Annotated in this window: 22 protein-coding genes and 1 riboswitch; of the genes, 7 read left to right on the top strand and 15 right to left on the bottom strand. The window is 65.3% G+C overall.

From position 1 onward, the window contains the following. Positions 1-32: 32 nt before the first annotated feature. The 5 genes from ABG82_RS13005 to ABG82_RS12985 form a co-directional block, all read right to left on the bottom strand. A complete protein-coding gene (locus ABG82_RS13005) occupies positions 33-1190 on the bottom strand; it encodes a GNAT family N-acetyltransferase (protein WP_054173196.1) in 1158 nt (385 codons plus the stop codon). A 41-nt stretch (positions 1191-1231) separates the two neighbouring features. After that, positions 1232-1675, bottom strand: a complete 444-nt coding sequence (locus ABG82_RS13000) for a universal stress protein (protein ID WP_043078956.1) — start codon at positions 1673-1675, stop codon at positions 1232-1234. A gap of 10 nt (positions 1676-1685) precedes the next feature. Beyond that, entirely contained in the window at positions 1686-2048 is a 363-nt protein-coding gene (crcB, locus tag ABG82_RS12995; RefSeq protein WP_276049459.1) for a fluoride efflux transporter CrcB, read from the bottom strand. A gap of 5 nt (positions 2049-2053) precedes the next feature. Next, a complete protein-coding gene (locus ABG82_RS12990) occupies positions 2054-2524 on the bottom strand; it encodes a fluoride efflux transporter FluC (RefSeq protein ID WP_078343852.1) in 471 nt (156 codons plus the stop codon). A 13-nt stretch (positions 2525-2537) separates the two neighbouring features. Beyond that, positions 2538-2610: riboswitch (Fluoride riboswitch) on the bottom strand. Between the two features lie 15 nt (positions 2611-2625). Further along, complete coding sequence (locus ABG82_RS12985; protein WP_043079011.1) at positions 2626-6399, bottom strand: bifunctional nitrate reductase/sulfite reductase flavoprotein subunit alpha; 3774 nt, start codon at positions 6397-6399, stop codon at positions 2626-2628. A gap of 280 nt (positions 6400-6679) precedes the next feature. On the opposite strand from ABG82_RS12985, the gene ABG82_RS12980 reads away from it, so the two are divergent. Further along, positions 6680-6955 carry a GlsB/YeaQ/YmgE family stress response membrane protein gene (locus ABG82_RS12980; RefSeq protein ID WP_043078958.1) on the top strand — a complete coding sequence of 92 codons (276 nt, stop codon included), beginning with the start codon at positions 6680-6682 and terminating at the stop codon, positions 6953-6955. Between the two features lie 52 nt (positions 6956-7007). Here ABG82_RS12980 and ABG82_RS12975 read toward each other — a convergent pair whose 3' ends face one another. From ABG82_RS12975 to modA, 4 genes are all read right to left on the bottom strand, one after another. Next, positions 7008-8042 carry an APA family fibronectin-binding glycoprotein gene (locus ABG82_RS12975; protein ID WP_043078959.1) on the bottom strand — a complete coding sequence of 345 codons (1035 nt, stop codon included), beginning with the start codon at positions 8040-8042 and terminating at the stop codon, positions 7008-7010. A gap of 170 nt (positions 8043-8212) precedes the next feature. After that, the gene (locus ABG82_RS12970) at positions 8213-9277 is read right to left on the bottom strand and encodes a sulfate/molybdate ABC transporter ATP-binding protein (RefSeq protein ID WP_043078960.1); all 1065 of its coding nucleotides are present in this window, start codon (positions 9275-9277) and stop codon (positions 8213-8215) included. Next, entirely contained in the window at positions 9277-10071 is a 795-nt protein-coding gene (locus tag ABG82_RS12965) for an ABC transporter permease (protein WP_043078961.1), read from the bottom strand. Before ABG82_RS12965 ends, ABG82_RS12970 begins: the two co-directional genes overlap by 1 nt. Then, on the bottom strand, positions 10068-10898 hold the full coding sequence (gene modA, locus ABG82_RS12960; RefSeq protein WP_043078962.1) for a molybdate ABC transporter substrate-binding protein: 831 nt from the start codon (positions 10896-10898) through the stop codon (positions 10068-10070). Before modA ends, ABG82_RS12965 begins: the two co-directional genes overlap by 4 nt. 195 nt (positions 10899-11093) lie before the next feature. On the opposite strand from modA, the gene ABG82_RS12955 reads away from it, so the two are divergent. The 4 genes from ABG82_RS12955 to ABG82_RS12940 all read left to right on the top strand — a co-directional run bounded on the left by ABG82_RS12955 (position 11094) and on the right by ABG82_RS12940 (position 15081). Continuing rightward, a complete protein-coding gene (locus ABG82_RS12955; RefSeq protein ID WP_043078963.1) occupies positions 11094-11777 on the top strand; it encodes an SDR family oxidoreductase in 684 nt (227 codons plus the stop codon). 94 nt (positions 11778-11871) lie between these two features. Continuing rightward, positions 11872-12855 (top strand): LLM class F420-dependent oxidoreductase, encoded by a 984-nt coding sequence (locus ABG82_RS12950; protein WP_043078964.1) that lies wholly within the window; start codon positions 11872-11874, stop codon positions 12853-12855. 51 nt (positions 12856-12906) lie between these two features. Further along, on the top strand, positions 12907-13503 hold the full coding sequence (locus ABG82_RS12945) for a TIGR03086 family metal-binding protein (protein WP_043078965.1): 597 nt from the start codon (positions 12907-12909) through the stop codon (positions 13501-13503). Positions 13504-13626: 123 nt separating this feature from the next. Then, complete coding sequence (locus ABG82_RS12940) at positions 13627-15081, top strand: NAD(P)/FAD-dependent oxidoreductase (RefSeq protein WP_078343850.1); 1455 nt, start codon at positions 13627-13629, stop codon at positions 15079-15081. Here ABG82_RS12940 and ABG82_RS12935 read toward each other — a convergent pair. From ABG82_RS12935 to ABG82_RS12910, 6 genes are read right to left on the bottom strand one after another with little or no spacing between them, the layout of a single operon-like run. Beyond that, complete coding sequence (locus ABG82_RS12935) at positions 15078-15737, bottom strand: urease accessory protein UreD (RefSeq protein WP_043078966.1); 660 nt, start codon at positions 15735-15737, stop codon at positions 15078-15080. The two genes, ABG82_RS12940 and ABG82_RS12935, sit on opposite strands and share 4 nt — an antisense overlap. Further along, on the bottom strand, positions 15727-16419 hold the full coding sequence (gene ureG, locus ABG82_RS12930) for an urease accessory protein UreG (RefSeq protein ID WP_043078967.1): 693 nt from the start codon (positions 16417-16419) through the stop codon (positions 15727-15729). Before ureG ends, ABG82_RS12935 begins: the two co-directional genes overlap by 11 nt. Positions 16420-16440: 21 nt before the next feature. Then, positions 16441-17094: an urease accessory protein UreF gene (locus ABG82_RS12925; protein WP_043078968.1), complete on the bottom strand. Its 654-nt coding sequence runs from the start codon at positions 17092-17094 to the stop codon at positions 16441-16443. Beyond that, a complete protein-coding gene (locus ABG82_RS12920; RefSeq protein WP_043078969.1) occupies positions 17094-18827 on the bottom strand; it encodes an urease subunit alpha in 1734 nt (577 codons plus the stop codon). Before ABG82_RS12920 ends, ABG82_RS12925 begins: the two co-directional genes overlap by 1 nt. Next, complete coding sequence (locus ABG82_RS12915; RefSeq protein ID WP_043078970.1) at positions 18824-19147, bottom strand: urease subunit beta; 324 nt, start codon at positions 19145-19147, stop codon at positions 18824-18826. The genes ABG82_RS12920 and ABG82_RS12915 overlap by 4 nt, the downstream gene beginning before the upstream one ends. A 5-nt stretch (positions 19148-19152) precedes the next feature. Next, positions 19153-19455: an urease subunit gamma gene (locus ABG82_RS12910; RefSeq protein ID WP_043078971.1), complete on the bottom strand. Its 303-nt coding sequence runs from the start codon at positions 19453-19455 to the stop codon at positions 19153-19155. 145 nt (positions 19456-19600) lie between these two features. Between ABG82_RS12910 and ABG82_RS12905 the strand changes: the two genes are divergently transcribed. Both ABG82_RS12905 and ABG82_RS12900 read left to right on the top strand, forming a co-directional pair. Next, positions 19601-20356, top strand: a complete 756-nt coding sequence (locus ABG82_RS12905) for a sensor domain-containing protein (protein WP_043078972.1) — start codon at positions 19601-19603, stop codon at positions 20354-20356. An 11-nt stretch (positions 20357-20367) separates the two neighbouring features. Beyond that, positions 20368-21099 carry a sensor domain-containing protein gene (locus ABG82_RS12900; protein ID WP_234708058.1) on the top strand — a complete coding sequence of 244 codons (732 nt, stop codon included), beginning with the start codon at positions 20368-20370 and terminating at the stop codon, positions 21097-21099. Positions 21100-21142: the final 43 nt, after the last annotated feature.

The raw sequence follows: 21142 nt of genomic DNA, 5'->3' as shown, positions 1-21142 counted from the left end.
ACTGCGAGAACATCATTGCGTGTACATCGTGTCTATTTCGCATCCGGATTCCGCAGCCGCGTCCACATCCGTCGCGGTGGCCCATCTTCACCCAACGCGGCCGGCGCCGTGCCCTCGTCGGCAAAACCGAGTGCCGCGAGCCGATCCGCGAGCATCGCATCGCTTTCCTGGGCCACGACAGTTGTTCTGCACGACACCGCCGGACCCTGCGCCAGGTGACCCGCGAGCCCGGACACCACGGCGACGCGGGCGGAATCGGATACCCACAGGGGCAGCCGGGGCACCAATTCCGTTGTTGCCGTTCCTATATCGGAATAGACGTCAATCGAGCCGGCCGGACGGCCGCCAATCGAGACACGATACTGACCTGACTCACCGCGTTCGATCCGAGCCACTTCCCCACTACCGGAAGGAATTTCCAGAGGTGACTCCGCTATCGCCTTGCGGCGGAGAGTGCCGAACCGCAGGCGCGCGCGTATTGCCACGAATCGCAGCCACGCGGCCAGATATTCGGCGCTCGGCATGCGGGGCGCCGGCGCGGTGAACGGCGCTCGGGTGAAGGGGATTGCCGAAAGGCGCCGCCGGGCCCAATCCCGGTACTCGGCCGTATTGGGCAAGAACCAGATGTGATGGTCAGACACCTGCCCGCCGTAGCGGCGCAGCGCACGTCGTGTCTGTAGCTGGGTCCACCCCATCGATTCGGCGAACCTGTTTGCACCCACATTGGAAACTGCCGCCGGTGCCAGGGCGTGCGGGATGGCGGGGTTACCGTCGAAGGCGGACAAGACCGTGGTCAGCTGCGCCCACGCGCTCACCGCGGAGGGGACGTCCGCGGCCCAGGTGGAGATCTCAGCCCCGCCGGTGCGGTGATCTCGGCCCGCCATCAAGAAGTGGCCCACCACCCGCTCGGAACCATCGTCGATGCGCACCAAGAGGTATGAGACGCCGCCGGCCCGGGCGTCGGCGCTCGCCGCGCGCCAGGTATCCACCCACATGACCGGCGAATGCGCGCTTTCCCAGTCCATATCGTCACGGTCGAATGCCGGCGAGAGCCGTTCCTCGAAAGCCAGCGCTGTCTCCCGCCACGACGGCCCGTCGGCCAACCGGGGCGGCCGCAGCAGCACCGTCACCCCATCGATCGTGACGGGGCCAAGGTGCACCGAAGACCCAGTACTGAATTTGCTGCGCACGGCGCCAGGCTACCGCAGCAGCATTCGCCCCGCGGCAATAGTCAGACGGCGGGCACCAGCACCAGCGGGACTCGCCGCGCGCCGATGAGGCGATGCGACACCGATTGACCCAGCAGCGTGTCGAGTGCGGATGCGGGACCACCCCGAGGGCTGCCCAAGATGATCATCAGTGCGTCGCACTGCTGCGCCAAGGCCAGGAGCTGAACCGCGGCGGGTCCATGCGCACGGTGGTACTCCCACGACACGTCGCCGGTCACCAACTCTTCGCGCGCCGCACTTTCGGCTTCGGCAATTGCCATGCGCGACTGCGATTCCCAGCTGTCACAATCGGGATCCACCGGTTCGTCGTCCATGTCCTGGATGTGCACCACGTGTATGTGCGCATGCAGCCGCCGGGCCATATCTATCGCGAAGCGCAACGCGGCAGTACTCGGCGGATAGTGGTCCCATCCGATCACCAATTGCGCAGCGGGCGACTCGCTCATGACTCCATCCTCACGCTAGTACCCACCCCAGCGCCAGACCTGCCGCACACGCGCCCACGGTGCCCAGCAGCGTGCCGAATGTGTTGTACAGGGCCAGGGACCATTGGCGTTGTTCGACAAGGCGCACCGATTCGACACTGGCTGTGCTGAAAGTGGTGTATCCACCGCAGAACCCGGTACCCAGGACGGTGAGCAGTTGCGGTGCGCTGTGGTGGAACATCACCAATCCCGCCAGCAGGCCGATGAACGCCGATCCGGTGAGATTGATGAACAGGGTCGTCCATGGGAAGCGATGGGTCCACCGCTGTTTGACGGCCGAATCCACCACAAACCGCAGCACCGCACCGAGCGCCCCCGCCAGGACGACGACCAGAACCGTCACTCGGCCCCTCCCGAATAGCGAGCGAGAACTTTTGCCGCAGTAGCTATTCCACCGATCGCGGCGACCATACCGGCGAGCACACTCACCAGCGCGTAGACCACGCCCGTCACCAGGAAGCCGTTGCGGGATAGGTTGCTGATTTCCAGCGCGAGGGCGCTGTACGTGGTGAAGGCGCCACAGAAGCCCGTTCCGAGGAACAGCCGGACATGCCGGCGCCACCCGCCGTCGGGCCCGAGCAGCGTGAGTGTCTCCAGAACCGCGCCGAGCACGAACGCCCCGCAGAGGTTGGCCGCGAAGGTCCCCCACGGCCAAGAGGTTCCGGAGGCCGGCCACAGCTGCTCGAACCAGTAACGCAGCGCCGTCCCGCACACGCCGCCGAAAAAGACCCAGAACAGCGCGGAAGGCCGCAGATACGGCCGTGGGAGCTGGGGTTTTTGGCGATTCGCAGCGGTCACATTCGGTCCCATCGTGTCACGACACATCAACACAGGAACTATCAGCCGTCAGTGGCGGTTCGGGACAAGCCCTGGCGAGATCCATCGCGCGTCACGAATATAGCCGACGTGTCCTAGTACACGTCGCGGACATAACGCTTCTGCGCCACCAACTCCTTGCGGAACTCTAGAGCTTGCTCTCCCGAGAGCCTTCCGTACTTCTGGGCGATGGCCAGTAGCGTGCTGTCGACATCCTTGGCCATCCGGCTGGCATCGCCACACACGTACAGATGCGCACCCCCACAGAGCCACCGCCACAGTTGTGCTCCCTGTTCCATCATGCGGTGCTGAACATAGATGCGTTTGGCCTGGTCACGCGAGAACGCGAGATCGAGCCTGCGCAATGAGCCGTCGCGCAGGAAACCGTCGAGCTCGTCGCGATAGTAGAAATGCTCGGACCGGTGCTGATCACCGAAAAACAGCCAGTTGGCTCCGGTATGCCCGAGTGCCCGACGTTCCTGCAGGAACCCCCGGAATGGCGCGATCCCGGTGCCGGGCCCCACCATGATCATCGGCGTGTCAGAAGCCTCCGGCGGGCGGAAATGTGGCGACCGCTGCAGGAAAATCGGGACGGGCAGTCGCTGGGCCCGGTCGGCCAGGAAGGTCGATCCCACACCACCTCGCGACGAGCCGTCCGGCCCGCGATACCGCACGATCGACACCGCCAGCGAAATGGCCTGTGGGCTGACCAAAGGGCTCGACGAAATGGAGTATTGACGCGGAGTGAGCCGGATCAGAACCTGCCGCCACTCCTCGAGATCGGCGCGGACCGGGAATTCGCGGATCACGTCCAGGGCATTACGGCCCCGCAGCCACACCGCACGCGCCTCAGTATCGGAACCCCGCAACAACTTGATCGAGTGTTTGTCGCGGCGCCGCTCGGCGACGAAACGCAGCAGATCATCGGTGACCCGGCAGATGTCGTAGTGATCGGTCAATGCGGTGGCCAGGGGAAGCTCGCCCCCGTCGACGGCTATGGGAAGCCCGGCATCCAAACCGGTTGCTTCGAGCCAACGCTGGACATCTTCCTCACGGTTCGTCGGATAGATCCCCAGCGCGTCACCCACCGAATAGGCCACATCGTGGCCCGTCAGATCGAACTCGATGCGGCGCACCTCTTTATCAGAGCCCGGCGCGGAGAGAATCTCGTTGTGCGACAGTGCCGCCAGAATGGGCGCTGCCCGCGTGAAGCGTTCCGGTGCGGCCGCCGGTAGCCCCGTGCTGCGCAGCGTTCTCACGGTCTCGGTGATCGCGGTGGCACCCTCCCCGATCGTCTCCAGCAAGTCGGCAGTCCAGGACGCGACAAGCGTTCGATCGGTGGCCTCACCGTCCACCCGGCCGAGCACCGGGCTTGCGCCCAGCTCACACAGCCGTTCGTCGAGCGCCCTGGCATGACCGCAGAAGTTCGCGTACGCACGGTCACCGAACCCCAGCACCGCATAACGCAGGTGGTTCAAGGGTTTTACATATCCTGACAACGCTTCCCAGAATCGCGATCCATTGTCAGGCGGCCCACCCTCACCGAAACTACTGGCGATGACCACTGCGGTGCGGACCGCCACCAGATCATCGGGATCACACTCGTCCATCGCGGTGATCGTGGCCGAGATTCCCGCCGTTCGCAGGACCCGGCACACCGAGACCGCCGCCATCTCGGCATTCCCGGTCTGCGAGGTCCAGAGAATTGCGATGTCCCCCAAGGTTTTCGTCTGCTTCGCCGGCGCGGTGTCGGCGACCGCCCGCCCGGTCGGTCGCAGCGCGACGGCGCTCACCTTGAACTCGGGTTGCAGTGAATCCGGATCGACGGCATCGTTTGTCACGGCGTTGATCGTCAGGCCCGGTCCGTGCGCGTCATTCCAGTGAAAGGGCGCAAAACAGCTGCCGCGCTTCACCTTGTCGCTGACGATTGCGGGCAGCTCCGCGCTACCCCGGCGCGAGGCGATTTCGACGATGTCGCCGTCGGCGATGCCCAACGTCGCAGCATCGTGCGGGTGGATCTCCACGAACGGCGATGGGTGCAATCGGTCAAGAGTCTTGATCCGCCCAGTCTTGGTCAACGTATGCCAATGGTGTTGCAGGCGTCCGGTGTTGAGAACCATGGCATATCCCTCGCCGGGCAGCTCCGCGGGCTGACGGTGCGCGCGGGCATGGAACACTGCCCGGCGAGACGGGGTCGGGAAGGCCAGCCGCGGTACGACGTCAGCGCCGTCGGTATGAAGGTGCTGGCTGATTCCGTCGTTCAGGTAGCGAATCGGGTTGCGATCCCCCGAATCCACGCTTGGACAGGGCCATTGCACCGGCCCCTGCCGCAGCCTCGCATAGCTGATGCCGCGCATGTCGTATCCGGTGCGCGGGTTCCAGAATGCCCGGATCTCCTCAAAGATCTGCTCACTCGAGGAGTAGTCGAACGCGTCCCCGAAACCCATCGCGGCGGCAATATCACAGATCAGCCGCCAGTCGGGTTGGGCGTCACCAGGGGCCTGCACCACCTGGCTTGTCAGGGTGGCCGTGCGCTCGGAGTTGATGGATACACCGTCTGATTCAGCCCACAGCGCGGCCGGCAGAAGTATGTCGGCGTACCCGTTGGTGGCCGTGGCCAGGAATGCGTCCTGGGCGATCACCAATTCCGCGCGCCGCAGTCCTTCGATGACGTTTTGTCTATTCGCCACCGAGGCAACTGGGTTCGTACAGATGATCCAACACGCCTTGATGCTCCCTGTGGCCATCTGGGTGAACATATCGACAGTGCCGGTACCGAATTCCGCGCGGATAGAGCCTGGCGCCAGTCGCCATTGCCGCTCGACGAACTCGCGATCGGCCGCGGATTTGACGGAGCGTTGACCCGGTAGCCCGGGCCCCATGTAGCCCATTTCCCTGCCGCCCATCGCATTTGGCTGTCCGGTCAAAGAAAACGGTCCGCTGCCGGGTCGGCAGATGGCTCCGGTCGCGAGATGCAGATTGCAGATGGCATTGGTGTTCCAGGTGCCGTGAGTGCTCTGGTTGAGCCCCATCGTCCACAATGTCATCCATTCGCGCGCTTCCCCAATCCATCGGGCGGCGGTACGAATATCGTCCTCGGCCAGTCCGGTGATCGCCGCCACGACAGCCGGCGCATAGCCAGCGAGGAACTCGGGCATGCCCGCCCAGCCCTCCGTATGTCCGGCGATGAATTCGGCGTCGATATCACCGTTCTCGACCAGTAGGTGCAGTAACCCATTGAGTAGAGCCAGATCGGTGCCCGCGGTGATCTGCAAAAACAGATCGGCCCGGTCGGCGGTGGCAGTGCGCCGCGGATCCACCACGATCAGCCGTGCACCACTGCCAAGCCGGTCGGCCATGCGCAGGAACAGGATCGGGTGACAATCGGCCATGTTCGCGCCAATGACAAGAAACAGGTCGCTGTGTTCGATGTCCGAATAAGAACCGGGCGGTCCGTCGGCACCCAGCGACTGTGTATATCCCGTGCCCGCGCTTGCCATGCAAAGCCGGGAGTTCGACTCAATATGCGAGGTGCGGAGGTAGCCCTTGGCAAGCTTGTTGGCCAGATACTGCGCCTCCAGGGTCATCTGGCCGGACACATACAGCGCGATCGCGTCCGGCCCATCAGTGTCGAGGACCTGGCGCAGCCGACGGCCCGCCTCGGCGATCGCTGTCTTCAACGGTGCGGGAACCGGTTCCTGCCCCCGCGCGGCACGGATGTGCGCCGCCGTCATTCGTCCGTCGGCCGCCATCAACTGCGCATGGGTAGCTCCCTTGGTGCACAAACGCCCGTGGTTACTCGGGTGCAAGGTGTCGCCTTCGACAGTGGCGATCGTGACCGGGCCCGCCGCGCGGTCGTCAGCGCGCACCACGACACCGCAGCCGACGCCGCAGTACGAACATGCGGCGCGACGCGCGGCGGGCGGCGCGCTTGTCTCAGTCACTCCGCCATGGTGTGCGAGGCAGATTCCCGGATTCTTCCGTCAGCGTTATCCGGCTGTCACAGCGTCCTCACGGCACCGACCCACGCGGTGTGAGGCGCTCATTGCCCGTCGCGCGCGGTAATAGCGCCCAGGAAGCGCCGTTCCACTAGCATCAGCACCGGGTCGACGCTCGTTTCCTGAAGTACAGATACGCGAGGAGCTAGACATGGTGTTGAACATCATTTGGATGATCATTCTCGGCCTGATCGTGGGCTGGATCGCTCGGTTGATCGTGCCCGGCAAGGAAAACTTCGGCTGGATCGCGACGGCGTTGCTAGGCATCGTCGGCGGATATGTCGGCGGCACGCTGGGAAGCTTGGTGTTCGCTCCGCACAAGTTCACCGTTACCCCGCCGATCAATCACGCGTTCCTCGGCGCACTGGTCGGCGCGGTGATTCTGCTGGTCGTCTACAAATTCATCGCGGGGAAGACCAAAAGCTAGGCGCTTCCCCGGCGCGCACGCCGACCGGTCGGGCAACGAACTACAAAGTGCCCTAAACCGGCACGCCGGGCGCAGCAGGTGCGGCGGGCGGTGCCGGCGGCGCGGGTTGTCCCGGCGCGGCCGGCTCCGGCGCGGGTGCTGCGGGTGCGGCAGGCGCCGCCGGAGCAGCGGGCTGGTTCGGATCAGCCGGCGGCAGCGGCGGCTGATTCGGGTCCGCGGGCGGCGGTTGGTTCGGGTCCGCGGGCGGTGCGGCCGCGGGAGATGGCGGAGTCGGCGGTGTCCAGGGACGGATCGACTCGGTCAACGCCTTGGCCACACCCTTGTCGACGGGCGACGCAGAGGTACCCAGCCAGACGATGAACCAGCGATCCTTGCCCTTCCCCACGGCGGCGGCCCAGATTTGGCCCGGCTCCTTGGCCGCGTCATCAAACTTGACCTCGTAATATGAGGAAGCCGCGGACATCCCCGCCACATCGAAGCTCTGATCTTCCTGATTCACGCGGTTGCCCGGGTACGGCATGAAGAATTCACCCATATCCGAGGCAAGCCGGCGCGCGGCCTTCTGGTTGTCCGGCTCGGCCCCGGCGAAAAGCTTGAGGTCCAAGCGTCCCAACAGAATGCTGCCGTTGGGCGCGGCGGGATTGGTCAGCAGCGCCGACCCGTACGTCAGCCGGCGCGCGTCCGACTGCATCCAGCCTTGGGGCACAACGAAACTGAACCCACCTTGATCGTTGTTGACGCGGCCGCCGTCGGCCGGGGCGCCGGGGACCGGCGGCGGGGTAGGCGCGGGTTGACCCGGAGCCGGTGCCGGCGGAGGCGTCGTCACCGTCGTAGGCGTTTCCGGGTTGGGCGCGGGTTGACCGGGAGCCGGCGTTGCGGGCGGTGCGGGCGGCGGCGGTGCGTCGGTGGTCACCAGGTGGATATTCGCCGTGCGCACCGATGCCGGCGCCTGACCGACGGGCACCGCACCCAAGGCGCCCAAGGTGTAGGCCCCCGCCCCGGACAGCGACGTGACCGCGATGGCCGCCGCTATCACTCGCGCCCGGTGTGTCCGATTCGGCGCCGCTATCGCCCGTGGTTGCTGCATGCCAATGAACGTACCGTTTTGTTGTGCACGTGCAAGCGTAACCGGCAATCGGCGCGCCCTATTTGGCGAAAGCCGCCAGAAGCGCCCATTCGAGATTATTCGACGCGGTGACAAGGGGTTTGGTCGACCAGAAGCAAACATAGGTTTCCTCTCCAAGTCCCCGTCCCCAGCTATTGCGCCGCCTGAATGACGACCTCGTGGGCCTTCACGGCAAAGTATGCCGACGCGCCAGGCGTCAACCTCAGTTCTGCCGCGGCAGCCGCGGTGATGTGCGCCGTGAATATCGTGACCCCAGCGGTTGCCGTTACAACCACGCTGTCGTCATGTGCGGTGAGGGTCGTGATGGACACGGCAATCACGTTGCGCGGACTTCCGCCCGGCGCGGACAGGTGTACCGCGACATCACGCGGCCTGAACACCGCGACGGCATGCTGCTCGTGTGCCGGGCCGCCGGGCCCGGACCATACCCCGTGGAGCACGAGGTCGCCGGCGTGCAGGGCTCCGCCCTCCCCCGCAATGCCGCGGACAAAGTTCACTCCCGCAAAACGCGCACCGAACTGGCTGGTGGGACGCGCCAATACGGTGGCCGTATCCCCGAGCTCGGCCACCCGCCCAGAATCCAGAACCATCACGCGGTCAGCAATCGCGACCGCGTCCATAATGTCGTGGGTCACGATCAGCGCACTTTGGCCATCACGTCCCAGCACCTGACCCAGCAGCGCCCGGATGGCGGGCGCGCTGTCGGCGTCCAGCCCAACCAACGGCTCATCGAGCAGCACCAGATCGGGTTCGGTCGCGAGTGCGCGTGCGATGGCCACCCGCTGCGCCTGCCCCCCGGACAATTCACCGGGGCGACGCGTGGCGAGGTCGCCCGCGCCGACAGCGTCGAGCCAATGATCGCGCCTGGTGGATACGTCACCGCGCCCACCACGAATCCCGAACTCGACATTGCCCGCCACACTCAGATGCGGGAACAACAGCGCCTCCTGCAACAGCAGAGCTGTCCGTCGCCGATGAGTGGGAACGAATGTGCCGGTGCCACAGTGCGCCAGCACATGATCGCCAAGACTGATCTCCCCGGTGTCGGGACGCAGCAGCCCGGCGACGAGTGCCAGCACGGTGGACTTTCCCGCTCCGTTCGGGCCGACGATCGCCAATGTCTCGCCGGCAGCGACGGTGAAGGCCGCCCGCACTCCCCGGCCGGCATGTCCCGCGTCGAACCGCAGCTCGCTCACTACCGCCACCCAACGGGGCGCCAGGTGCGCGCACCGACCACGGCAAGGACCACCGCCGCGACTGCCACCAACAGCAGCGACAGCGCCACCGCCGACTGTGGATCGGATTCGCGTTGTAGGTAGATCTCCAAAGGCAGCGTGCGTGTCACACCTTGCCTCGATCCCGCGAATGTCAGCGTCGCACCGAACTCGCCCAGCGACCGCGCGAACGCCAGCACCGTGCCCGAGGCCAACGCCGGCATCACCAGGGGCAGCGAGACCCGGCGCAGCACGGTGGTGGGAGGTGCGCCCAGGCTCGCCGCCACATCGTCGTACCGCTGCCCGGTCGCGGCGAGCGCACCCTGCAGACTGATGACAAGAAACGGCAGGGAGACGAAGGTCTGTGCCAGCACCACGGCAGAGGTGGAGAAGGCGATGCGGATTCCCGCCGCGTCCAGGTAATGGCCGAGCAGCCCCAACTTGCCGAAGGCGTAGAGCAGCGCGATACCGCCAACGACGGGCGGAAGCACCAGCGGTAGCAGGATCATCGGGCGCAGCACCCGGGTCAGCTGCCGGGGCCCGCGCGCCAGCACCACGGCCAGCGGCACCCCAAACAGCAGACACAGCGCTGTACTTGCCAGGCATGTCCTGACACTGAGCAGCAGTGCCGCCTGTGACGCGGGGCTGCCGACCAGCGCCGGGAATTGCGCCCAGTCGGCTTTCACCACCAGCGCGAGCAGCGGCAGCACAATGAGTACTGCCCCGATGGCCGCGGGCAGATAAACCCAGCGCGGCAGGCCCGGGGCCGGACTCACGGCGCGGAGAACCCCGCCGCCGCCAAGATCTGGTGCCCTACATCGCCGTTGACGGTTTCGATGAATTGGTTGGCACGTTCGGGATTACGCGAATTCGACGTCACCGCAATGGGATAGGTATTCGAGATCGATTGCGCCTCGGGGAACCTCACAGCGGTGACCTTGTCGCCCGCCGCCTTCGCGTCGGTGAAGTACACCAGTCCGGCATCGGCCTGGCCCGCGATCACCTTATTCAACACATCGGTCACCGAGGATTCCTCACTGACCGGATTCAATTGCACCCCAGCCTCTTTCGAGGTAGCGGCGGCCGCCGCTCCACACGGGACCTGCGGAGCACACACCACCACATCTAGGCCCGGGCGGGCCAGATCGGCAAAACCGCCGATGCCCTTCGGGTTTCCCGGCGCCACCACGATGGTCAACGTATTTGCGGCGAAGTCCACAGGGTTGATCACCGAGTGCGCCTTCCAAGCCTTGTCCATGGTCGCCGAATCCGCGGTAGCCAGCACGTCGGCCGGCGCTCCCTGAGTCAGCTGGGTGACCAGATCGGAGGAACCCGCGAAGGTGAACTCGACCGTCGTCCCGGCATGGGTCGACTCGAAGGACTTCCCGATGTCCGTGAAGGCCTTGCGCAGCGACGCCGCGGCCAGCACATGCAATTGGACGCTCGCTGCGCCGGAGCCCGCAGAGGTGGCCGTCGAGCCCTCCTCGGACGCGGTCGGCGAGCCACAACCGGCCACCATCAGCGAACCCGAGAGAAGGGTTGCGGCGAGAAATTTGCACGTTCTGCTGGTCAGGACAATCCATGTGCTGCCGGTCACCGGCACAACCCTAGCCGCAGCCGGGCCGATACGCGGTGGTCAAGGGTATTGCTACCGTCCAGTAATATTGGGCGTCAAACCCGCGCGACCCGGCCGCTAAATCCGGGGCATGAGGTCCGGGTTGTGTCACGATCAAGCTGATCAGGCCTGGCAACAGGTGCAGATCGGTAAGGCTTGCAGGAAGGTGAGGAAGGTACCGCCATGGACGTACTGGTAACCGGAGCGGTTAACGAGGTCGGCCGGGCGGTGGCCGCGGAATTCCGCAACGCCGGCCATCGCGTCGTCATCACCGGCCCCAACGCAGATGAGCTGGAGATCGCCGCCAAGGAGCTCGAGGTCGACGCCATCGTGTGCGATAACGCCGACCCGGACAGCCTGGAAGAGAACGTCGAGCTCTTCCCCCAGCACCTCGATGCCATCGTGAACATCCCCAATCCCGTGTGGAGCGAGCCGGGGCCGCATCTGGGCACCCTCACCGACACCGGCGAGGCGTGGTTGTCGCGATACGAGTCGAGCGTGTTGACCGCGGTGCTGACCGTGCAGGCCATCGGGGATCACCTCCGTTCGGGGGCGGCGATCATCAACCTGTGCACGCTGGGCAGCCGGGACCGATCGGGCGCCACCACCGCGGCCAAGGCCGCGCTGTCGGCATGGACCGCCGAGCAGGCCGAACGCATGGGCACCCGCGGAATCACCATCAACACCATCGCCCCCGGACAGTCGGCTGAGGCCAACTACGACGGCCTCGACAGCACCGAGGACACGCACGAGCTGATTGCCGGCGAGATTGCCCGGCTGGCGTTGTTCCTCACCAGCCCGCAGGCGCGTCACATCACCGGCCAGACCCTGCACGTCAGCCGCGGCGTCCCCGCCGGAGTTAGCTGACCGAAGCTGGAGTGCACTCCAGCTTCATTTCCCGAATTGCCTTGCCGGGCAAGACCGTAATGCCGCACCGGCAGATCGGGCGTACGCTGACCGAGTGACCATTCGGCTCGGATATCAGATTCCCAATTTCTCCTACGGCACCGGTGTCGCGGAACTCTTTCCCACCGTCGTCAAACAGGTGCGCGACGCGGAAGCGTCGGGCTTCGACACCGTCTTCGTGATGGATCACTTCTATCAGCTCCCCATGATCGGTACCCCCGATCAGCCGATGCTGGAGGCGTACACGGCGTTGGGCGCATTGGCGAGTGCCACCAGCACCATTCAGCTCTCCACGCTGGTCACGGGCAATACCTATCGAAACCCGACACTGCTCGCCAAGGCCGTCACCACGCTCGACGTCGTCAGCGGCGGACGCGCGATCCTGGGCATCGGAGCCGGATGGTTCGAGCTGGAACATCAGCAGCTCGGCTTCGAGTTCGGCACCTTCACCGATCGGTTCGAGCGGTTGAGCGAAGCGCTGGAGATCATTCCGCCGATGCTGCGTGGCGAGCGCCCCACCTTCGAGGGCAAGTACTACCGCACCGAGACCGCGCTGAACGAGCCGCGGCTACGGCCGAACATCCCGATCATGATCGGCGGCAGCGGCGAGAAGAAGACCTTCGGCCTGGCGGTGAAGTACGCCGATCACCTGAACCTGCTCAGCTCACTGGACGAGATTCCACACAAGCTGGCGGTGCTGCGGCAGCGCTGCGAGGAGGCCGGCCGCGATCCGTCCACGCTGGAAACCTCCGCCTTCTTCTCCGTCTTCATCGACGACGACTCGGCGACGGCATGGAAGTTGGCCGCGGCACAGCTGAGTAAGAACGGAATCGACCTGGACACGCTGCCGGACGAGGCCCGGGCGCAGGTACTCGGGCGCACCCTGGTGGGCAGCCCCGACGAGATCGCCGAGCAGGTACAGACCCGAGTCCTGGACCAGGGCATCGACTCCGTCACCCTCAACGCGCCTGCCAATGGGCATCTGCCGGGAGTGGTGGAGCTGATCGGCAGTACTCTTCGCCCCCTGTTCAAGGACTAGTCGGCGGGATCGGGGTTCACCTCTCACCGGCCGTCGGGCAGGATGTGAGATGTGGAAGTACCGTTCAGTTTGCGGCCGGCGGCAGCTGCCGTGGAGGCACTGCTTCCCGGAGTCCGCGACGACGCACTCGACAGCCCGACGCCCTGCACGGGCCTGACGGTGCGCGCCTTGGTGAACCACCTGATGGGGCTCTCCTCGGCTTTCCGGTACGCCGCGATCCCCGAGGAGGCCGCGACGGCGGGCTTTGTGCCGTCGGGACCCACGTTCACCGAGGATCTCGATTCGCAATGGCGCACCCTGCTGCCCCGGCGGCTGGCCGGTCTCGTCGAAGCATGGGAGCGCCCCGCGTCCTGGGTGGGCGAGTCGACGATCGCCGGCAACGTGATGCCCAACGACCAGGTCGCCATGGTGGCCCTCGACGAATTGGTGCTGCACGGTTGGGATTTGGCGGTCGCCACCGGTCAGCCATTCGAACTGCCGGAAGGGACCGATCCGGGCCTTTTCGGGTTCCTCAGCGCCCTGGCGTCCGACGGCGGAATACCCGGCCTGTTCGGCCCACGGCTGCCGGTGCCCCCGGGCACCGGCCGTTTCGATCAGATGCTGGCCATGTCCGGACGTGATCCAGGCTGGCGCCCGGAGGCCATGTGAGATATTTCGCTAAGCTAACTGACGCGACGTACGGGGAAATCCCAGCTACGGTTGGGGTGTTGCACAAAGTGTCAGACAAGGTGAAAAACCCCAGTTGAGACACCATTCGACGAGGAGTGATCGATGAGCACGACACCAGACGCCGCCGGTGCCGCGGCGCCTGTCGCGGCCGACCCCAAGACCAAGATCAAGGACGCGCTGACGCCGAAACACCGAGTGGTGATCATCGGGTCGGGATTCGGCGGCCTGACCGCCGCCAAGACACTCAAACGTGCCAACGTCGACGTCACATTGATCGCGCGCACCACCCACCACCTGTTCCAGCCGCTGCTGTACCAAGTGGCCACCGGCATCATCTCCGAGGGCGAGATCGCGCCCCCCACTCGGCAGATCCTGAAGGATCAGGACAACGCCCAGGTCGTCCTCGGCGACGTGACGAGCATCGACCTGGCGAATCAGGTCGTGCATTCCTCGCTGCTCGGACACGACTACTCGACCCCCTACGACAGCCTGATCGTGGCGGCCGGCGCGGGTCAGTCCTACTTCGGAAACGACCACTTCGCCGAGTGGGCCCCGGGGATGAAGTCCATCGATGATGCCCTGGAGCTGCGCGGACGCATCCTCGGCGCGTTCGAGCAGGCCGAACGGTCCAGTGACCCAGTTCGGCGCCGCAAGCTGATGACTTTCACGGTGGTCGGGGCCGGCCCCACCGGTGTGGAGATGGCCGGACAGATCGCCGAGCTGGCCAACGAGACCCTCAAGGGCACCTTCCGCAACATCGATTCCACCGATGCCCGGGTGATCCTGCTGGACGCGGCCCCCGCGGTGCTGCCGCCCTTCGGCCCGAAGCTCGGCGACAAGGCCCGTAAGCGCTTGGAGAAGCTCGGCGTCGAAATACAACTCAGCGCCATGGTCACCGACGTCGACCGCAATGGGTTGACCGTCAAACACGCGGACGGCACCGTCGAACGCATCGAATCGTGGTGCAAGGTTTGGTCGGCAGGTGTTTCGGCGAGCCCCCTCGGCAAGAACCTGGCCGAGCAGTCGGGTGTGGAGTTGGACCGCGCCGGACGCGTCAAGGTGGGTCCTGACCTGTCAATTCCGGGTCACCCCAACGTGTTCGTGGTCGGCGACATGATGGCGGTCGACGGCGTGCCCGGTGTGGCCCAGGGGGCCATCCAGGGTGGGCGCTACGCCGCCAAGCAGATCAAGGCCGAACTGAAGGGCCGCAGCCCACAAGAGCGCCCGCCTTTCAAGTTCTTCGACAAGGGCTCGATGGCCACCGTGTCTCGCTACAGCGCGGTCGTCAAGATCGGCAAGATTGAGTTCAGCGGATTCATCGCCTGGCTCAGCTGGCTGGCGCTGCACCTGGTCTATCTGGTCGGATTCAAGAATCGGTTGGTCACACTCATCCTGTGGTCGTTCGCCTTCGTCACCCGCTCACGCGGTCAGATGGCGATCACCGAGCAGCAGGCTTGGGCGCGAACACGTTTGGATCAGCTCGAGGAACTCGTCGCGGAGAAGAACGGCGACGAGGAGCAGGCCACCCAGCCCGAGACGGAAAGGGCCGCAAGCTAGCCCAGGCCGACAAGCGGCGGTAGACGCTGTCCCTGCCAGGTGAGCAGGGACGCGTCGCCCGCCAAGCTCAGCACCGTGGCACCTGCGGGTTCCGGCACCGCGGAAGCTGTTGTCGGGTAGCGGAGTTCACTGATCAACGCCAGCGGGCAGCCCAGTTCGTCATCGGTCACCGACCCGGCACCCAGCTCGATGCGATGCCGCAGTAGCGGGTTGTCGTTGATGTCGACGTGAAGCTGGCCGCTCCAGAATCCCGATGACTCCCCCGCCCGCCCGATCTGCACCCGTTCCCGCATCCGCAAGCCGGCACCGGCCGCCCCGCGAACGGTGACATCGGAGTGATGGGAGGCGTTCGCAGCCACAATGGTCGGCGCCGGGTCCAGGTCCAACTCGCCGGCCACCGCGCAGTCCCATGCCGTCGAGGATCGCCCGGTCACGCGGCCAGGCAGCGCGACAGCCGCTGCCACCGATCGCACCCGCAACGTCGCCCCCTCCCCGACTTCGATGCGCACCGAGATCTCGTCACCACCGAGTGGATTGGCGGCGATCCCGACGAGATGAACGGTGTCCGGATCGGTGATCCGGCCCTGCAGGCTGCCGGTACACCGCAGCCGAGGGAACCGCCCTTTCTCCGCAATGATCTGGACGTCAGTGCGCATGATCCGATTGGTGCGCTTCGGCGAGATGCGCACGCACCCAAGCCAATACCTCGGATGCGGCCGGGTCTTCGGTCAACGAGATCATCGCTGTCGGTCTGCCCTCGCGCACGGCCGCGGCATCCCGGGCCATCACGGCCAGGTCGGCACCAACCATCGGAGCCAGATCGGTCTTGTTGATAACCAACAGATCCGAGAACGTCACGCCCGGGCCGCCCTTACGTGGCACCTTGTCGCCGCCGGCGACATCGATGACGAAGATCTGCACGTCGATCAGTCCGGACGAGAAGGTTGCGGTGAGATTGTCGCCGCCGGATTCAACGAGAATGAGATCGAGCGCGTCGTTGGCGGCGATCAGATCCTCTATCGCGTCGAGATTCGCGGTGATGTCGTCGCGGATGGCGGTGTGCGGACAGCCACCGGTCTGCACCGCGGTGATGCGCTCATCGGGCAGCACCGCGTGGCGGCGCAGGAAGTCGGCATCCTCGGTTGTGTAGATGTCGTTGGTCAACACCGCCACCGAGATCTCGTCGCGCAGCGTGCGGCACAGCGCGGCGACCAGCGCGGTCTTTCCCGATCCCACCGGGCCGCCGATACCGATGCGCAAAGGCTCGCCGGGTTGACGAACGCGTCGCGGGCGGTCGATGTGCTGGTGCGGCTGGCCGTCGATCAGGTGCGGGGGCATGGGGATCCAATCTTGTGAGAACTACGAAACAAAAAGGGGGCGTTCACGCATCAGGTGCTGCTCGGCGAGCACATCCAACAAGGGGTCGGACAAGCTGGCCAGCTCGGTGTCGGCCAGGGTAGCCGTCTGCTCGCACAAGCCCGTCAACTCCAGTGTGCCCACAGCCACCTCGGCCGGATCCAGCGCCAGCAGACGCTGGCCGGCGGTCGCCGACCCGGTCAACGTGGTGTACACGACCACCAGCGCGATATCGCGCCCCGTCAATCCCGTGGCTGCCCCGATGATGCCGTACACGACCGCCAGGTGCGGCTGACGCCCGTGCGGGCTCCAATCGATATGTGGCCACGCGATACTCGCCAGGCGCCGCAGCCCGCGGCCCTGCGCCCGGGACGCGTCGCGGGCCGCACGCGACGGTGTACGGGCGTCCGTTTCGGCGTCGGCGCGCACCGGGTCGAGCCTGCCGGTGCTGATCGCGGCGGCAATCGAGCCCGCCACCAGGCCGTGGGTCCGGATACGTCGACGCAGATAGGCCATGAGTGTCGAACGGTCCCACACGAGTCCCTGGGCGATGGCCTCCTCCACCCCGCCGGAATGCACGTGCGAACCGGTGGGCAACCGGGAATCCGCGAGCGACAACAGCAACGCGGTGGTGGCAGAGGTATTGGCTAGGTCCATCAGAACAGGAAATATCGTTGTGCCATCGGCAATTCTGTCGCCGGTTGCTCTTCCCATATCTCACCGTCGATGCGCACGGTGAAGGTATCGGGATCCACTCGGATGTCGGGCATCGCGTCGTTGAGTGGCAGATCCGCCTTGCCGCGATTTCGGACATCGCGCGTGGGGACGAGTCTGCGCCGCAACGCGAGTCGTGCCGCCAGGTCGTCTTCGATGGCCGTCGGCGATACGAAATGCACTGCCAGTCCCGCCGCGACGGCATGCATGGCACTGAACATCGGACGCGGAAACACCGGTTGTGGCGTGGGAATTGACGCGTTGGCGTCACCCATGGCCGCCCAGACGATGCCACCGCCCTTGATGACGGCATGGGGCCGCACCCCGAAAAAAGCCGGTTCCCACAACACCAGGTCGGCGAGCTTACCCACTTCCACCGAACCGATCTCGTGGTCGATGCCGTGCGTTATCGCCGGGCAGATCGTGTACTTCGCGACGTATCGGCGCACGCGATTGTTGTCGTTTCCGTTGGGCCCGGAGGGATCCCCCGCCAATGCGCCGCGACGTTTCTTCATCACGTGTGCCGTCTGCCAGGTCCGCATGACCACCTCACCGATGCGCCCCATGGCCTGACTGTCGCTGCCGATCATGGAGATCGCACCGATATCGTGCAGCAGATCCTCGGCGGCGATGGTGGACGGCCGGATGCGGCTCTCCGCGAAGGCCAAGTCCTCCGGCACCGCGGCATTGAGATGATGACAGACCATCAGCATGTCGAGATGTTCGTCGAGGGTGTTGACCGTATGCGGCCGGGTGGGGTTGGTGGAACTGGGCATCACGTTCGGATAGCTGGCCACGGTGATGATGTCAGGTGCATGACCGCCGCCCGCGCCCTCGGTGTGATACGCGTGGATCGCGCGCCCACCGATGGCCGCCAATGTCCCTTCCACGAAACCGGTCTCATTGAGGGTGTCCGAGTGCAAGGCGACCTGGACGTCGGCCTCGTCGGCGACCCGCAGACAGGCGTCGATCACCGCCGGGGTGGTGCCCCAATCCTCGTGCAGTTTGAAACCTGCTGCCCCGCCCCGCAATTGCTCCCACATCGCGTCCGGGTTCACGGTGTTGCCCTTGCCCAGCATCAGGATGTTCATGGGCCAGCCGTCCAGGGCCTGCAGCATCCGTCCCAGATGCCACGCACCGGGCGTCACCGTGGTGGCCTTGCTCCCCTCGGCCGGCCCGGTACCGCCGCCGATCATCGTGGTGATACCGCCGCTAAGCGCCTCGGGCAAGATCTGCGGGCAGATGAAATGCACGTGACAATCGATGCCCCCGGCGGTCACGATCCGGTTGTTGCCGGCGATGATCTCGGTGGACGGCCCGACGATCAGGGCGGGGTCTACCCCATCCATGATGTCCGGGTTGCCCGCCTTGCCGATGCCGACAATACGGCCGTCACGGATACCTATGTCGGCCTTGATGACTCCCCAATAGTCGATGATGATGGCGCCGGTGATCACCGTGTCTGGCGAACCGCCGGCCCGCGTGAGACGGCTCTGCCCCATCGACTCCCGGAGCACCTTGCCGCCGCCGAAGACGGCTTCTTCGCCCGCCAGACCGGGTCCCCCAGAACGATCTTCGGTGATTTCGATGATCAGATCGGTGTCGGCCAAACGAATCCGGTCACCGGTCGTTGGGCCGTACAGCTTGGCGTAGTGCTCTCGCGTCAACCTGGTCATGCCGGATCACCTCCGTCCAACCGCCCCGGCGGATCAAGGGTCAGCCCATGCACTTCGCGGCGGCCACGCAACGGCACCAACTGAACTCTTTGCGCGACACCGGGTTCAAAGCGCACCGCGGTGCCCGCCGGAATATGTAGCCGGTGACCGTGCGCCGCTGTGCGGTCAAAATCGAGCGCCGGATTCGACTGCGGAAAATGCACATGGCTGCCCACCTGGACAGGGCGGTCTCCGGTATTGACGACATCGACCTCGATGACGGCCGCACCCGCGTTGAGCTCGATTTCGTCTGACGCGAAAAGGTATTCGCCGGGGATCATCTGGCTCATCCGATCGGGTGATGCACGGTGACGAGTTTGGTGCCGTCGGGAAACGTCGCCTCCACCTGGACATCCGGAATCATCTCGGGCACGCCGTCCATGACGTCGTGACGCCCAAGCACTTCACGGCCGCTGACCATCAGTTCCGAGACGGTGCGACCGTCGCGGGCACCTTCGAGCAGATGGTCGGTGATGACCGCGATGGCTTCGGGATGGTTGAGAAGCAGGCCTCGGGACTGGCGGCGGCGCGCCAATTCCGCCGCGTACGAGATGAGCAGCCGTTCCTGCTCGTGCGGGGTCAATCGCATAAGGGGCGATCCTGCCACGATCCGTGCGGCCCGGCATTTTCACAGAACCCGCACAGGCAGTACCGGGTTTTGCGGCGCAGTAGAGATCGTGAATGCAAGAATCTCCCCGAGTTCGCTGTGTAGTGAGTCGATCAGGAGGGTGCACATGCGGTATCGAATGGCGTTGGGGTGTGTGGTGTCGGCAGCGGTGCTGATGACCGGATGCACGCAACCCAGCGAGGGGATCAAGCCGGTGGCAGCGCCGTCCACCACTACCGCGGACATGCCGATGACCGCGGGCACCTCGGCGCCCCAGTCCGTCCCCACCACCACCAAGGCGCCCGCGCCGCCACCTCTGGTGGTCACGCCGGACAAGATCGAATCGATCCTCGGCTCACGTGCCGATATCGGGAAGATTCTGGGCACCACGCTGGAGTTCGATCAAAACCGTTCGTCACCGCCGACAGACACGCTGACCGGCCCGCCTGATTGCACCAACCTGGACCATCCACGGGCCGCGCAATTGGGATCCGAGTGGACCACGTACCGCTGGAACTACTACCGCGAGACCAAGGACCAAACCTCGTACATCGTCGGACAGGTGGCGGTTCTGTACCCCACGCGTGAGGAGGCCGCCGCGGCGTTCGCGCAGGCATATCCGGCCTCCGCGTTCAAGACCTGCCAGGGTGCGGAACTCACCGTGCTGGATCAGCACTGGAAGATCAGCAGCCTGGCACAAACCTCCCCTACCTCGGCCACCTGGGCTCAGCTGCAGACCACGGAGAGCTCGCCATGGCACTGCTTCTTTGACTTCCGCACCAAGAACAACGTGCTCTTCGGGGGATATCTGTGCCAGTACGGCGACGGCGTTCCCGGAGTCACGACCATTACCGATCGGATCGCCGCATGGATCCCACAGTGAAAGGACCGACGGTGACTGGCGCATCGGTTTTCCGTAAGGCCGCGATCGTGGCCGGTGCAGGAATTGTCGTGACGGGGTGTTCGTTCTTCGGCAGCAGCCAACAGGGCACGACGACATCCGGGCCTTCGGCGGCCTCGGGCGCGTCGCAGACATCGGCGGCGGCCACGGCAGACGTGATCAGCCCGGATAAGGCCAACTCGCTCATCCTGCCGAAGGACGACGTGAGTCAGCTGGTCGGTTCCGAACTTGACTACGAGGGAAAGTCCTCCAACCCGGGGAAGCCGACGATCGATGGCAAGGAGTCGTGCCGGTCGCTTGTCGCTCCTTTGACCCTGAGCCTCGGCGAATCGTGGACGACCTACCGCAATGTGTGGTTGCAGGAGGCCGAGAAAACCTATGACCATTGGGTGAGCCAACGCGTGGTGCTGTATCCCAAGGCAGATGCGGCAGCAGAGGCATTCGCCAGCCAATATCCGGCGGATATCCGCAGCTGTACGGGCGAGGTGCTCAAATCCGGTGAATCGTCGTGGCGGGAGACGGTCAAGGACGTGACCTCCGACCGGGCGCAGTGGGCGGACGAATCCCTCGATAACGGGCAAGCCAACGGATGGCGCTGCAGCGATGAAGCACGTGTTATCGACAATCTGCTGCTATCGGTGACCGTATGCCAGCGTGGCAACAGCGCGCCGGCAATGAAGGCGATCATCGACCGGATGGTGGCCGGCGCTACCAAATCGAAGTAGGTAGTCGATTTCGGCGCTCGTGTAACACTGGGCGCGGGCGATC

It is taken from the genome of Mycobacteroides immunogenum, from assembly GCF_001605725.1.
Lineage (GTDB): Bacteria > Actinomycetota > Actinomycetes > Mycobacteriales > Mycobacteriaceae > Mycobacterium > Mycobacterium immunogenum.
Note: the sequence above shows the minus strand (reverse complement) of the source record. Positions and strands in the feature narration are given on the sequence as shown.